At 71.0% G+C, this 13,768-nt stretch carries 18 protein-coding genes; 10 read left to right on the top strand and 8 right to left on the bottom strand.

All coding sequences use genetic code 11. The features are described 5' to 3' along the window. Window positions 1-79: 79 nt before the first annotated feature. Entirely contained in the window at window positions 80-721 is a 642-nt protein-coding gene (locus B5557_RS09770; RefSeq protein ID WP_079658741.1) for a winged helix-turn-helix transcriptional regulator, read from the bottom strand. 87 nt (window positions 722-808) lie between these two features. Here B5557_RS09770 and B5557_RS09775 point away from each other — a divergent pair, with 87 nt between their 5' ends. From B5557_RS09775 to B5557_RS09790, 4 genes are all read left to right on the top strand, one after another. Then, window positions 809-2,017 (top strand): pyridoxal phosphate-dependent aminotransferase, encoded by a 1,209-nt coding sequence (locus B5557_RS09775; RefSeq protein ID WP_079658742.1) that lies wholly within the window; start codon window positions 809-811, stop codon window positions 2,015-2,017. A gap of 76 nt (window positions 2,018-2,093) precedes the next feature. After that, on the top strand, window positions 2,094-2,693 hold the full coding sequence (locus tag B5557_RS09780; protein ID WP_079658743.1) for a histidine phosphatase family protein: 600 nt from the start codon (window positions 2,094-2,096) through the stop codon (window positions 2,691-2,693). 48 nt (window positions 2,694-2,741) lie between these two features. Continuing rightward, a complete protein-coding gene (locus tag B5557_RS09785) occupies window positions 2,742-3,407 on the top strand; it encodes a hypothetical protein (protein WP_079658744.1) in 666 nt (221 codons plus the stop codon). A gap of 118 nt (window positions 3,408-3,525) precedes the next feature. Then, complete coding sequence (locus B5557_RS09790) at window positions 3,526-3,948, top strand: acyl-CoA thioesterase (RefSeq protein ID WP_079658745.1); 423 nt, start codon at window positions 3,526-3,528, stop codon at window positions 3,946-3,948. A gap of 60 nt (window positions 3,949-4,008) precedes the next feature. On the opposite strand, the gene B5557_RS09795 is transcribed toward B5557_RS09790, so the two are convergent. After that, complete coding sequence (locus tag B5557_RS09795; protein ID WP_079664687.1) at window positions 4,009-4,860, bottom strand: NAD(P)H-binding protein; 852 nt, start codon at window positions 4,858-4,860, stop codon at window positions 4,009-4,011. Window positions 4,861-4,956: 96 nt separating this feature from the next. Between B5557_RS09795 and B5557_RS09800 the strand changes: the two genes are divergently transcribed. Continuing rightward, a complete protein-coding gene (locus B5557_RS09800; RefSeq protein ID WP_079658746.1) occupies window positions 4,957-5,748 on the top strand; it encodes an AraC family transcriptional regulator in 792 nt (263 codons plus the stop codon). A 44-nt stretch (window positions 5,749-5,792) separates the two neighbouring features. After that, entirely contained in the window at window positions 5,793-6,386 is a 594-nt protein-coding gene (locus B5557_RS09805; RefSeq protein WP_079658747.1) for a 3'-5' exonuclease, read from the top strand. 131 nt (window positions 6,387-6,517) lie between these two features. Here the strand turns inward: B5557_RS09805 and B5557_RS09810 are convergent, their stop codons facing one another. The 6 genes from B5557_RS09810 to B5557_RS09835 all read right to left on the bottom strand — a co-directional run bounded on the left by B5557_RS09810 (window position 6,518) and on the right by B5557_RS09835 (window position 10,514). Beyond that, a complete protein-coding gene (locus B5557_RS09810) occupies window positions 6,518-7,891 on the bottom strand; it encodes an 8-oxoguanine deaminase (protein ID WP_079658748.1) in 1,374 nt (457 codons plus the stop codon). Window positions 7,892-7,929: 38 nt separating this feature from the next. Continuing rightward, window positions 7,930-8,829, bottom strand: coding sequence for a factor-independent urate hydroxylase (gene pucL, locus B5557_RS09815; RefSeq protein WP_079658749.1), 900 nt, complete (start codon window positions 8,827-8,829; stop codon window positions 7,930-7,932). A gap of 4 nt (window positions 8,830-8,833) precedes the next feature. Next, a complete protein-coding gene (gene uraH, locus B5557_RS09820; RefSeq protein ID WP_079658750.1) occupies window positions 8,834-9,241 on the bottom strand; it encodes a hydroxyisourate hydrolase in 408 nt (135 codons plus the stop codon). Between the two features lie 8 nt (window positions 9,242-9,249). Beyond that, window positions 9,250-9,759 (bottom strand): 2-oxo-4-hydroxy-4-carboxy-5-ureidoimidazoline decarboxylase, encoded by a 510-nt coding sequence (uraD, locus tag B5557_RS09825; RefSeq protein ID WP_079658751.1) that lies wholly within the window; start codon window positions 9,757-9,759, stop codon window positions 9,250-9,252. 141 nt (window positions 9,760-9,900) lie between these two features. Continuing rightward, a complete protein-coding gene (locus tag B5557_RS09830; protein WP_099935670.1) occupies window positions 9,901-10,269 on the bottom strand; it encodes a helix-turn-helix domain-containing protein in 369 nt (122 codons plus the stop codon). After that, window positions 10,266-10,514, bottom strand: a complete 249-nt coding sequence (locus tag B5557_RS09835; RefSeq protein WP_079658752.1) for a thiamine-binding protein — start codon at window positions 10,512-10,514, stop codon at window positions 10,266-10,268. Before B5557_RS09835 ends, B5557_RS09830 begins: the two co-directional genes overlap by 4 nt. A gap of 273 nt (window positions 10,515-10,787) precedes the next feature. On the opposite strand from B5557_RS09835, the gene B5557_RS09840 reads away from it, so the two are divergent. The 4 genes from B5557_RS09840 to B5557_RS09855 all read left to right on the top strand — a co-directional run bounded on the left by B5557_RS09840 (window position 10,788) and on the right by B5557_RS09855 (window position 13,706). Further along, the gene (locus B5557_RS09840; protein WP_079658753.1) at window positions 10,788-11,609 is read left to right on the top strand and encodes a TIM barrel protein; all 822 of its coding nucleotides are present in this window, start codon (window positions 10,788-10,790) and stop codon (window positions 11,607-11,609) included. Window positions 11,610-11,632: 23 nt separating this feature from the next. Beyond that, on the top strand, window positions 11,633-12,526 hold the full coding sequence (locus tag B5557_RS09845) for a 2-hydroxy-3-oxopropionate reductase (RefSeq protein ID WP_079658754.1): 894 nt from the start codon (window positions 11,633-11,635) through the stop codon (window positions 12,524-12,526). Between the two features lie 201 nt (window positions 12,527-12,727). Then, window positions 12,728-12,964: a hypothetical protein gene (locus B5557_RS09850; protein ID WP_079658755.1), complete on the top strand. Its 237-nt coding sequence runs from the start codon at window positions 12,728-12,730 to the stop codon at window positions 12,962-12,964. A 130-nt stretch (window positions 12,965-13,094) separates the two neighbouring features. Further along, entirely contained in the window at window positions 13,095-13,706 is a 612-nt protein-coding gene (locus B5557_RS09855) for a TIGR04222 domain-containing membrane protein (protein ID WP_079658756.1), read from the top strand. Window positions 13,707-13,768 lie beyond the last annotated feature (62 nt).

Consider the following 13,768-nt stretch of genomic DNA (forward strand, 5'->3'; position numbering starts at 1 on the left):
CGCAGCACGGCGGTGGGCCTTCTGCTGTGCAGACTTCTGTCCCGCATGCGCGACAGACTTCTGTCCCGCATGCGCGCCCTCAGGCCTCCCGCAGCGCCTTGGCCAGAGCGCCGTCACCGGTCACGTCGATCCGCCCGGCGCGCACCGCGTCGAGCACGGTCAACTCCCCTTGGGCGACGGCCGTGCAGGTACCCGTGTCGAGGACGAGCCGCGCGTCGGGCTCCCCGGGCGCGGCGCCGAAGCCGTACACCGGCCCGCTCTCCGCACCGACGAACAAATGGAACTCCCCCTCCTCCAGCCGGACTTCGACAAGCCCCGCACCGTCGAGCCCCTCCCCTTGCAGCCCGTGCAGCAGGGGCAGCGCGAACCAGTGTGCGCGCAGGGCGTCGGTGGGCCGCCGCCGACCGAGTTCCCCTTCGCCCCACTTTCCCAGCGCCTGGAGTACCGGCAGCAACTCCCGCCCACGCTCGGTGAGTTCGTACACGTAGGCCGCGCCCGGCGGAGGCAGCCTGCGGCGGGTGGTCAGCCCGTCCCGCTCCATGTCCTTCAGCCGTGAGGCGAGCACGTCCGTGCTCACGCCGGGCAGGTCGGCGTGCAGGTCCGTGTAGCGGCGCGGGCCGGCGAGCAGCTCCCGGACGATCAGCAGGGTCCAGCGGTCACCGACGGTGTCGAGCGCGCGGGCGGCGGAACAGTACTGGTCGTAGCTTCGGCGAGGTGACATGGCACGCAGTCTAGACATGTCGTTGGACTTTCCAAGCTGGAACTTGGTAAAACCAAGCAACACAACGAACCGGAGGGGCGAGCGCGCATGGAGTTCCGGCAGTCGAACAAGTTGAGCGAGGTCTGTTACGAGATCCGCGGCCCGGTGATCGAGCACGCCGACGCGCTGGAGGCGGCGGGCCACAGCGTCCTGCGCCTGAACACCGGCAACCCCGCGCTCTTCGGTTTCGAGGCGCCGGAGGAGATCCTCCAGGACATGATCCGGATGCTCCCGCAGGCGCACGGCTACACGGATTCGCGCGGCATCCTCTCCGCCCGTCGCGCCGTGGCCCAGCGCTACCAGGAGCGGGGCCTGGAGGTCGGCGTCGACGACGTCTTCCTCGGCAACGGCATCTCCGAGCTGATCTCGATGGCCGTACAGGCGCTGGTCGAGGACGGCGACGAGATCCTCATCCCGGCCCCCGACTTCCCCCTCTGGACGGCGGTCACCACGCTGGCGGGCGGCAAGGCGGTGCACTACCTGTGCGACGAGCAGGCCGACTGGTACCCCGACCTGGACGACATGGCGTCGAAGATCACGGACCGTACGAAAGCGGTTGTGATCATCAATCCGAACAACCCCACCGGCGCGGTCTACCCCAAGGAGATCATCGAGGGCATCCTCGACCTCGCCCGTCGGCACGGCCTGATGGTCTTCGCCGACGAGATCTACGACCAGATCCTGTACGACGACGCCGTGCACCACTCGGTCGCCGCGCTCGCCCCCGACCTGGTCGTCCTGACCTTCTGCGGCCTGTCGAAGACGTACCGGGTGGCCGGCTTCCGCTCGGGGTGGCTGGTGATCACCGGCCCGAAGCAGCACGCGAGGAACTACCTGGAGGGCCTGACCATGCTGGCCTCCATGCGTCTGTGCGCCAACGCGCCCGCCCAGTACGCCATCCAGGCCGCGCTCGGCGGCCGGCAGTCCATCGACGACCTGACCGCCCCGGGCGGCAGGCTGTACGAACAGCGCACCGTGGCCTGGGAGAAGCTCAACGAGATCCCCGGCGTGTCGTGTGTGAAGCCGAAGGGCTCGCTGTACGCCTTCCCGCGTCTCGACCCCAAGGTGCACAAGATCCACGACGACGAGAAGTTCGTCCTGGACCTGCTGCTGAGGGAGAAGATCCAGGTGGTCCAGGGCACGGGCTTCAATTGGCCCACCCCCGACCACTTCCGCATCCTCACTCTTCCCCAGGCGGACGACCTGGAGGCCGCCATCGGCCGGATCGGACGCTTCCTGAGCGGGTACCGGCAGTAGCGCCTCGCGCGTGCCGGACTGCGCCGAGCGACGCCCTGTGACACGGTGCTGTTCAGGCACGGCAGGAAGGGCACACGTGGGCGACCTGTTTCTCGTCCGGCACGGCGAGACCTCCTGGTCGCGCTCCGGACGGCACACCGGATCGACGGACGTCCCGCTCACCGAGGACGGGCGGACTCAGGCACGGCGGCTCGTGCCGCTGATCCGCGCGCACCCGATCGGGGCGGCGTTCGTCAGCCCGCTGCGGCGGGCGCGGGAGACGGCGGAGCTGATCGGGCTGCACGACGTCCGAGTCGACGCCGACCTGCACGAGTGGGACTACGGCGGCTACGAGGGCATCACAACCGACGAGATCCAGCGCACGCGACCGGGCTGGTTCCTGTTCACGGACGGCGTCGCGCCCGGCCCGCCCGACCATCCCGGGGAGACGCCCGAGCAGGTCGGGGAGCGGGCCGACCGGATGCTGGCCAAGGTCGACGCGGCGCACGCCGACACCGAGGGGTGCGTGGTGCTGGTGGGGCATGGCCACTTCCTGCGGGTGCTGACCGCCCGCCGGCTCGGACTGCCCCCGTCGGCGGGCGCGCTGTTCCAACTGGCCACGGGCACGCTGTGCCGGCTCGGCACGGAGCACGGGCGGCCGGTGATCGCCGGCTGGAATGTCAGACCCGGGTCGTAGCCTTCGAGGAGGCCCTGCCGAGGGGGCAGCACTCGAAGGGAGCACGCCGTGACCCGACCGCCGACCGCCGCGCAACGGCGTGTGATCGACGCCGCCGAACCGGTCACCGGGCGGTTGCGGGGTACGCAGGCGCAGCTCGCGGCCCTGGTGAGGCACGGGCTCGCGTTCCGGCACCCGCGGCCGCCGCACGATCACTTTCTGACCCCGGCGGGGCACCGGATACGGGAAGCTGTGCCCGAGCCGCCTGCCGAGCGGCGTGATGCGGACGCCCCCGGCAGCGGCGGTGCTGGTGATGCCGGGGGTGCCACGGGGGTGTTCGCGGCGCGCGTCGGGGGCGAGGAAGACGTCGGGGAAGCCGGGCCCGCCCGGACCCGTGAGGTGCACAGTGCCTGGCAGGGGCTGCTGGAGCTGCGCCGGATGACCAACCCTGGCGGCGGCATGGACCGGCCCTGCGGCTGGGAGCGCACGCATCTCGTGCGGGCCGCCGCGCTCGCCCTGGAGGCGGCCGGTCACCGCCCCGCCGGCCCGGCGGGCACGGACGGCTACCGGGTGCGGGCGACCCCGCAGCCGGAGGCGGTGGCCGTGCACGGGCCGGACGGCGTGACGCTGCGCGCCTGTGCAGCCACGCTGGAGAAGGCGGGCTGGCAGGTCGGCGAGCACACCGATCCCCGGACGAGAGCGCGCTATCTGCTGGCTTCCCCACGCCGAATGTGAGGGACATGCCAAGATCGATGCCCAGTGCATCGAAAGCCCACCGAAGCTCTTCGAGCCTTGGAGGCTCTTCGAAGCTCATCGAAGCTCATCGAATGCTCGTCGACGAGAAGGGGAAGCAGTGAGCGAGCCGTTTTCCGTCCGCATCACCGTCCGCGGTTACGAGACGGACGTACAGGGCCACGTGAACCAGAGCGTGTACATCAACTACGCGGAACACGCCCGCTGGTCCCTGCTGCGGGCCGCGGGCATCAGCCAGGCCGATCTGCTGGGGAGGGGCGTGGGACCGGTCGCCCTGGAGACGACCATCCGGTACAAGCGTGAACTCCTCGCCGGGGAGGAGATCGACGTCACCTGCGCCTTCGAGTGGGGCAGCGGGAAGACGTTCCGGATCGAGCAGACCATCCGCAAGGCCGACGGCACGGTCGCCGCCGAACTCACGTCGGTCGGCGGTCTGCTGGACCTGGAGAAGCGCCGGATGATCGCGCACCCGCACGACTGCTTCAAGGAACTGGCCAAGGACCCGGCCCTGTTCGAGTTTTAGGGCCCACGCCGTCGAGCCGGGTGATCACACCGACTCACGTTCCTCCGGCTCCCGGCTCCCTCACCGCGCCCCGAACGCCTCCCGGTGGTCGAGCGCCCATGCCCGGTACGTCCGTGCCGGGCGCCCCAGGAGCTGCGGCACGTCCTCAGTGACGACGGCGTTGCCGCCCCGGCGAACGTACGCGGAACTCACCGCGACGCCGTCGGCGACGGCCTCGTCCTGCCACCAGTTCAGGACGTACGCGCGGACCTCGTCAACGGCGAGGTCGCGGGTCTGCACCGGGCGCCCCAGGAGATCGGCGAGGACTGCGGCCTGACCGGGCACGCTGATCGTCTCGGGCCCGGTCAGCGTGTACGTCCGGCCCGCCCAGCGCTCGTCGAGGAGGGCGACGGCGGCCGCCTCGGCGACGTCGCGCGGATCGACGACCCCTTGGGCTCCGTCACCGCTCATGTTCGGCACCGGTTCACCGGCCCTCAGGGCCTGCGCCCAGCTCAGCGTGTTCGAGGCGAACGAGGAGGGCCGCAGGACGACCCACTGGGCGCCGCTCTCCCGGACCGCCCGCTCCCCCTCGACATGCCACTCACCGGTGGGCCCCACCTCAGGATCGCCGGTGCCGATCGCGGACAGCTTGACCAGCCGGACCACGCCGACCGCCCCTGCCGCCGCCACCAGGGCCTCGTCGTGCTGCACGGACGGCCCGGGCAGGCCCACCAGGAACGCGGCCGTCACTCCGGACATCGCGGCTTCCAGGGAGGCGGGTTCGCCGTAGTCCCCGCGCACCACCTCGACGCCCGCCGGCATCCGGGCGTTCGCGGGATCGCGGGTGAGGGCGCGCACCTTCTCGCCGCGCGCCGCGAGGTGTCGTACGAGTTCGCTGCCGATGGTGCCCGTGGCACCGGTCACAAGGATCATGACCACCACGGTGGCGGCCGGCGCCCGCCCCGCTCTAGGAAATACCGGCACGCTTCGACAGCCCGCTCGCCGCGGCCACGCGCTTACGGTGGAGGGGTGACGAACGCCCTTGCCGAGCAGGCCCTGCCCATCCCCTCCGCATTGCGTCCGTGGATCGCGGGCATCGGTGACGTCGTCGTCGACCGCGCTCCGCAGGACGCCTTCACGCACGTACCGGACACGGCGACCAAGGTCGTCGTCCGCGTCGAGGAGAACGGCCGGCTCGACACCCTGGTCGTGGGCCCGCGTACGCGTGCCACATATCACGCGGATGCCGACAAACGCCTGGCGTCATGCGTGCAACTGCGGCTGGCGCCGGGGGCGGTGGGCCCGTTGCTCGGGGTGCGGGCGGTGGACCTGGTGGGCCGGGCGGTGCCGGCCGGCGACCTGCCGGCCCCGGCCGCCGGCCGCCTGGCCCGCGAACTGACCGGTGCGGAACCGGAAGAGATCACCGCCCGCCTGGCCGATCTGCTGCCGCCGCCCACGGAAGGCGCGCGCGAACGCCTGCTCCGGGCCGCCGTCGACGCCCTGTCGACCCGCCCGGACCGCACCTCCGCCGCCGTGCACGAGGTGGCCCGCCAACTCGCCGTCAGTGAGCGCCAGTTGCGCAACCTGTTCGCCGACGGCGTCGGCGTCTCCCCCAAGCACTACGCCCGTATCGACCGCGTACGCCACGTCCTCACGCATGCCGCCTCCGCCCCGTGGGCCGAACTCGCCGCCGCCACCGGCTACTACGACCAGTCGCACATGACGGCCGACTTCCGCACCCTGATGGGCGTCCCGCCGCGGGCGTTCTTCACCGGCCGGCTGCCCCCGGCCACGCCCTGCCAGGCGTCCCGGCAGCGCTGAATACGGATGCGTCGAGCCGTGCGGACCTGCGATGATCCGGTCCCATGGCCGCACGGCGCGTGAAACCCAGTCTCTACATCTCCGTCGACGTCGAAGCCGACGGTCCGATCCCGGGACCGTACTCGCTGCTGAGCCTGGGCGCGGCGGTCGCCGGCCGGCAGGACGCCGACGGGTTCACCGCAGCCGATCCGTCCCGCCAGACTTTTTACCGTGAACTGCGCCCGATCAGCGGTGAGTTCGTCCCCGAGGCGCTGGCCGTGAGCGGCCTCGACCGGGAGCGCCTGGCCGTGGAGGGGCTCGAACCCTCCCTGGTGATGGCCCAGTTCACCCGCTGGGTGCGCGCGGTGAGCGGCGACGCGCAACCGGTGATGTGCGGCTACCCGGCCTCGTACGACTGGATGTTCCTGTACTGGTACCTGATCCGCTTCACCGGCGAGAGTCCCTTCGGGCACTCCGGCTGCCTCGACATGAAGACGCTGTACGCGACGAAGGCGGGGCTGCCGCTGCGGGCGGTGGCGAAGCGGACGATGCCGTCGGAACTGCTGCCGAGGCGCCCTCACACACACCATGCGCTGGACGACGCCGTCGAGCAGGCCGAGTTGTTCGCGAACCTCATGAGGTGGGCGGGGCCCGCGTAGTCGTCCCGGGCCCGGGGACCGGTTCCGGGGCGCGCGTTCACGCGCGCCCCGGTCACGGCAGGCCATGAACCCTGTTGGGGTTCATGGCTCCGGCCGAGGGCCGTCCCCCTCGACCGGAGTTCTCGGGTCGCTCAGCCCTGCGCGGCGATACGCGCCAGGCGCTGTGCCTCCTCGCGGGTGGAGCGGGCGATCGCGTCCTCGTCCGCGTGCGACAGGCGTCCGTTCTCGACGATCTGACGGCCGTTCACGAAGGAGGCGGTGACCGGGGCCGCCGCTCCGAAGACCAGCGCGGTCACCGGGTCGGCGATGGAGGCGTGGGCGAGGGTGTCCAGCCGCCACAGCACCAGGTCGGCGAGCTTGCCCGGCTCCAGGGAGCCGATCTCCCGTGCCCGGCCGAGGACTTGAGCCCCGCCGAACGTACCGAGGCGCAGTGCCTGACGGGCGTTCAGGGCGGCTTCCCGGTGGGCGCCGAGGCGGTTGATGAGGAGGGCGTTGCGCAGTTCGGTGTGGAGTTCGCCGGACTCGTTGGACGCCGTGCCGTCGACACCGAGACCGACCGGGACGCCGGCCGCCAGCATGTCGGGGACGCGGGCGATGCCGGCCGCCAGCCGGGCGTTGGACGACGGACAGTGGGCGACCCCCGTCTTCGTCCGGGCGAAGGCGTCGATGTCGGAGTCGTTCATGTGGACGCAGTGCGCCATCCACACGTCCTCGCCGAGCCAGCCGGTGGACTCGAAGTAGTCGGTCGGGCCCATGCCGAACAGCTCGTGGCAGAACTTCTCCTCCTCGACCGTCTCCGAGCCGTGCGTGTGCAGGCGCACGCCGAGGCGGCGCGCCAACTCCGCTCCCTGGCTCAGCAGTTCGGTGGACACCGAGAAGGGCGAGCAGGGGGCGACGGCGATCTGGGTCATCGCGTCGAAGGAGGCGTCGTGGTGCTGCCCGACGGTCTCCTCGGTCGCGGCGAGCGCCCCTTCGAGGGTCTCGACGGCGAAGTCCGGGGGCAGGCCGCCGTCCTTCTCGCTGCGGTCCATGGAGCCGCGGGCGAGGGTGAAGCGGACGCCCATGTCGCGGGCGGCGCCGATGATCGCGCCGGACAGGTCGCCGGAGCCCTTCGGGAACACGTAGTGGTGGTCCATGGCGGTGGTGACGCCGCCGCGGGCCATCATGGCGAGGGAGCCCTGGGCCGCCGCGTGGACCATGCGCTCGTCGATGCGCGCCCAGACGGGGTAGAGGGCGACGAGCCAGTCGAAGAGGTTGTGGTCGGTGGCCAGGCCCCGGGTGATCCACTGGTAGAAGTGGTGGTGGGTGTTGACCAGACCGGGGGTGATCAGGTGTCCGGTCGCGTCGATCCGGCGTACGACGTCGTCCAGGTCCGCTGGAGCCGTGCCCGCACCGAGCGACTCGATGCGGTTGCCGGCGATGACGACGTACCCGGTGGCGTACTCGGTGTCCTGCGCGTCCACGGTCGCGATCGCCGCGTTCTCGATGACGATGCGCTGGGTCATGGTGAGTCCTTCGCTTTCGTGTCCGCTTCGTGTCCGCGTCAGAGGTTGGTGAGGTCCACCGGGATGCGCGCCTCGCAGCCGTCCCGCAGGACGGTGGCCTCGATCAGGCCGTACGGGCGGTCGGCGGCGAAGTACACGGCCCCGTCGGGGGTGGCGTTCTTCAGGCCGAACGGCTCCAGGTCCACCAGGAAGTGGTGCTTGTTGGGCAGCGAGAAGCGGACCTCGTCGATCTCTTCGCGGCGGTCGATGATCCGCGAGCCCATCTGGTACAGGGTCTGCTGCAACGACAGCGAGTACGTCTCGGCGAAGGCCTGGAGCATGTGCTTCTTCGTCTGCTCGTAGGACTCCTCCCAGTCCGGCATCTCCTGCTCGTCGTCGGACCAGTTGAAGCGCCAGCGGGCGGAGACCTGCGTGGCCAGGATGCGGTCGTGGGCCTCGGGGAGCGTCGTGTACTTGTCCTTGACGTACCCCCAGAACTCGGAGTCGGTGGAGTTCATGACCACCAGGTCCTTCAGGCCCGAGAGGACCTCCCAAGACGTACCGTCAAAAGTGATCTGGGTGAGGCGGGTTTCCTGTCCCTGACGGACGAACGAGTGCTTGCTCCGCGGGGTGTCGATCCGCTCCCAGGCGTACTCCTCGATCCTGATCCGGGCCGTGCGTATCGGCTCCTGACTCGTCACGAAGTGCCGGGCGAGGTGGATGCCGAACTGCTCGGCGGACTCGATGCCGTGCTCCTTGGCGAACGCGTACACCGTGTTCTTGGTGGTGTCGGTCGGCAGGACGTTGGCGTTGGAGCCGGAGTAGTGGACCTCGTCCATGTCGCCGCTCAGCGACACCGACACGTTGAGATCCTTGATGTGATGGGTGGCGCCGTCCCGCGTGATCTTGACGACTCGGTTCTCGGCCTTGCCGTACTGGTTCTGTCCCAGGATGGGCATGTAGCTAGCTCCCTCGGTATACGGAGTAGCCGAACGGGTTGAGCAGCAGCGGTACGTGGTAGTGCTCGCCTGGCACGACGGCGAACGTGATCGCCACCTCCGGGAAGAACACTCCGGCGGCACCGCTGTCCCGATTCGCGGGGGCGTCCTGCTGCGCATCGGCTTGCTGGTTCACAGCATTCTCGAAGTACGCCTCGACCGCGAAGTCGAGGCGTGCGTGGGTGGCCCCCTCGGGCAGCGCCGGGAGGTCCTTGCACCGGCCGTCCGCGTCGGTCGCGGAGCCGCCGAGCGCCTGCCAGGCCGCGGCACGGCCCGTGCGGGCCGCGAGACGGACGGCGACGCCGGCGGCGGGGCGGCCGACGGAGGTGTCCAGGATGTGGGTGGACACCGAGGCGGTGGTGCTGGTGCTCATGGCGGTTCTCAGTCCTCTGCGACGAGTCGGGCGAGCCGGATACGGTTGATCTTGCCCAGTTCGGTGCGGACGATCTCCCGCTCCTGCTCGGGCGCGTTGCCGAGCCGCTCCCTGACCGCGTCCCGCATCTGCTCTCCGGTGCGACCGGTGGCGCAGATCAGGAAGACCTGGCCGAACTTCTCCTGGTAGGCCAGGTTCAGTTCGAGCATCTGCGCCTTCAGCTCCTCGGAGGCACCGGCCATGCCGCGCTGTTCACGGGCCGAGGTCGGGTCGCCGGGCTTGGGGCGGCCGATCGGGGGATGCCCGGCCATCGCCTCCGCGAGGTCCGCCGCGGTCAGGTCGGCCATGGCGGCGTCACTGGCGGCGTACAGGTCGTCGGCGGTGGCGTAGGGGCGGGCCGCGAGCAGTCGGTTCGCCCACGCCGTGGCGGTGCACGCCTCGTGGAGGGCGGCGCGGGCCGCGGACTCCCCGAGGTCGTTGAACCGGGCGAGGCCCGGGGGCGTGGAAGTCGAAGTCACGGGAGCCTCCGTGGCCGCGAGACGGCCTTCGTGCTTGAGCGGGCTGGGTTCAGCTAACGCCTCTCCGGAACACCGCGTCAACACTTTGTTGAAAATTCCGGGTAACGAAACCCGTCCTCAGGCTCCCCGCCCAGACCTCGCTCAGGCCCCCTTCTCCCGGTTGAGGTAGTTGTAGACCGTGAAGCGGCTCACCCCGAGCGCGCTCGCCACGGTCTCCACGCCGTGCCGCACGGAGAATGCGCCGCGCGCCTCGAGTGTCCGTACGACCTCCTGCTTGGCCTTGCGGTCGAGGTCGGCGAGGGGCTTGCCCTTCTTGCGCTCCATCGCGGCCAGGATGTGATCGAGGGAGTCGGCGAGCTGCGGCAGACGTACGGCGACGGTCTCGACACCCGCCCAGGTCAGGACGACATCGTCGGCGCCGGCCTCGTCGGGCGGGAGCATCTCGGCGCCCATCGCGTCGACCAGCGGCTTCACCGCCGCGATGAAGGCCTCGTCGCCCCTCTCGTTCACTCGCTCTCCCCGAGGACGTTGACCTGGAGGGAGATGCGGGTTGCGCCCGCACCAAGGGACTTGCGCAGCAGGGCGTCCACGGCGGCGAGCACCGCGTCGGCGGCGCCCTCCACGGTGTTGCCGAACGGTCCGACGTCCACCGCGTCCAGGTCGGCCGCCTCGATCACCTCGCGGGCGACCAGCGCGTGCGCGGGCGCCTCGTCGAGGTCGAAGGGCTCGGTGGTGAACTCCACTTTCAGTCGCATCGTGCCCCACATCTCTCTGAACCGGACCGGACCGTCGACGCCCGGACCCCGACCTTAACGGACCCGGCGGACGGCCACCCGGGACTCGGGATTCCCCCTCGGCGGGGCGCCAACAGCAGGTCGGAAACGGGGGCCGCAACCCCGTTCCCGGCACCCCGATCCCGCCTCCGCGCCCCCTTGACAACCCAGGACACCGAGCGACACTCTTCCAATAGACAGAAACTTACTTCCGCATTACGGAAATACTCGACACGGAAGGGAGCGCGGAACCCCATGGGCTTCGAAGACCAGCGCTTCAACGTCAACCTGTCGATCCTCTTCACGGAACTCCCGCTCCTGGAGCGTCCCGCGGCAGCCGCCGCGGCCGGCTTCACCGCGGTCGAGCTGTGGTGGCCCTGGATCGACTCCCCCACCCCCGAGCGGTCCGAGCTCGACGCCCTGAAGAGCGCGATCGACGACGCGGGCGTCCGGCTCACCGGCCTCAACTTCTACGCCGGACAGCTCCCGGGCCCCGACCGCGGCGCCCTGTCACTGCCCGGCGAGGAGTCGGAGCGGTTCCGCGCCAACATCGACGTGGTCGCCGACTTCGCACAGTCCCTGAGCTGCACCGCGCTGAACGCCCTGTACGGCAACCGCGTCGACGGCGTCGACCCGGCCGAGCAGGACGCGCTCGCGCTGGAGAACCTGACCCTCGCGGCCCGGGCTGCGCACCGGATCGGCGCGATCCTGCTGATCGAGGCGCTGAACCGACTCGAGTCGCCACGGTATCCGCTGGTGAGCGCACCGGCCGCGGCCGGGATCGTCGACAAGGTCAACGGGGCGACGGGGCTCGGCAACGCGAAGTTCCTGATGGACCTGTACCACCTGTCGATGAACGGCGAGGACCTGCCGTCGGTCATCGAGCGGTACGCGCCGATCACCGGCCATGTGCAGATCGCCGACACCCCGGGCCGCGGCGCGCCCGGCACGGGGACGCTGCCGCTGGAGGAGCTCCTCGACCAGCTGAAGAAGTCCGGATACGACGGCTGGGTCGGCCTGGAGTACAAGCCGGGCGACCGCCCGAGCGCCGAGGCCTTCGACTGGCTGCCCCGCTGACCCCCGTACCGAGAGGCACCCCGATGAGCAACGCACTCCCCAAGGTGGCCTGGATCGGCCTCGGCATCATGGGCTCCCCCATGTCCGAGAACCTGATCAAGGCGGGTTACGACGTCACCGGCTTCACCCTGGAGCAGGACAAGCTGGACCGGCTCACCGCCGCCGGCGGCACCGCGGCGGCGTCCATCGCCGAGGCCGTCCGCGACGCCGACGTCGTGATCACCATGGTTCCCGCCTCGCCGCAGGTCGAGGCCATCGCCTACGGCCCGGACGGCATCCTGGCCCACGCGCGGTCCGGCGCGCTCCTGGTCGACATGTCCTCGATCACCCCGCAGACCTCGGTCGACCTCGCGCGAGCGGCGAGGGACAAGGGCATCCGGGTCCTCGACGCCCCCGTGTCCGGTGGTGAGGCCGGCGCCGTCGAGGCCGTGCTGTCCATCATGGTCGGCGGTGAGCAGGCCGACTTCGACGAGGCGAAGCCCCTTTTCGAGGCCCTCGGCAAGACCATCGTGCGGTGCGGCCCGCACGGCTCGGGCCAGACCGTGAAGGCCGCCAACCAGCTGATCGTCGCCGTGAACATCCAGGCCTGCGCCGAGGCGGTGGTCTTCCTGGAGAAGTCGGGCGTGGACCTGAAGGCGGCCCTGGACGTCCTGAACGGCGGACTCGCCGGCTCGACGGTACTGACGCGCAAGAAGGACAACTTCCTCGCCCGGGACTTCAAGCCGGGCTTCCGGATCGACCTGCACCACAAGGACATGGGCATCGTCACGGACGCCGCCCGCAGCGTCGGCGCGGCCCTGCCGGTCGGCGCGGTGGTCGCCCAGCTGGTGGCGAGCCTGCGAGCGCAGGGCGACGGCGGGCTGGACCACTCGGCACTGCTGCGGGCCGTGGAGCGGCTCTCCGGCGCCCCGGTCTGAGTCCGTCGCGAAGACTTCCGGGCCGTGGCGCCGCCGACATCTGTCCTGTCGCGCCCAGGCGGCGCCGCGGCCCGGAACCCCGAGCCGCCCTTCTCGACCTGAGGGAAGGCATGCCCGGTTCCGTCGTACCCGCCGCGGTCCCGCCTACACCCGAGCCCCGTCCGGCGTGCGGATCCGCCCCGTCCGCAGGAGGCTGAGGGCATGGGCAATCCGACGCAGTTTCCGCACATCGTGGTCCATCCCCCGGCCCTGGACGGATCCCGCCGCGTCACCTCGGGCGATGCCGTCCTCGGGGTCGCCTCGCATCTCGACGACGTCGTCGAGATCCTGCGTCTGGCCGACCTGGACCGGATCGAGGTGGAGGAGAGCGACCTCATCGAGTGGCAGGGCGGCGGCCCCGAGGACTGGCCGGGACTGTCCGAGCCGCACGGAGCATAGGACACGCCAACCTCAAATCAACCTCTGAACATGGTTCAGCAGGCTTCAACCGCCCCCGGGGCAGGGCACATTGTCGTCACGCGGGGCCCGCCGACACGGGGGCGGCGGGCCCCGCCACGGGGGTGATGACATGAACGGTGGTACGTCGGTCCGGCTGAAGCCGTACGAGGTCGCGCTGTTGCGCGGTGGTTCCGGCGCCGCGGTCACGGTGGGCGTGCTCGCCCTGCATCTGCGGGGACTGATCGAGGTGGGCCGGCCGGGGAGGATCCGGGCGACGGGGACGGCGCCCTCCGAGGACGCGGGAGACGACCTCCCTCCCCTGCCCGCGGCTGTCTACGCGACACTCCAACGGTTCGTGAGCATCGCGGAGTTGGAGACCCGACCGGACGTGCACCGGGCGCTCGCGGAGCTGCGCGCCGGGCTTGTGGCGGCCGGCATGCTGCGTTCTCTCCCGCCGCGCCGGACCCGTACCGCCCGGCGCGCGCTGAGCGCCCTGCGCCTGGAACATCCTCTGCCGACTGTGCCGGCCGACCGCAAGGGACTGCCGCCGGACGACATCCTGATGGCGGTGGCCCTGCACGGGGAGGCCGCCCTGAGCGTGCTGGCCGCGCGCTTCGCCCTGCGGGCGGGGCTGACCGCCCGCGCCGAGGTGGCGGACAAGGGTTTCCACCGACGCGCTCCCCGCGGCGGCGGCACGGGAGGCTTCATGTACTCCTGCGGCGGAGGCGGCGGCACGGACTGAGCCCAGCAGAAACAAGGGGCGCCCCCTCCTCCCGAAGGTTCCTGGGGGGCGCCCTCCATGGC

Origin of the sequence: Streptomyces sp. 3214.6, assembly GCF_900129855.1 — a bacterium.
Classification (GTDB): Bacteria; Actinomycetota; Actinomycetes; order Streptomycetales; family Streptomycetaceae; genus Streptomyces; species Streptomyces soliscabiei.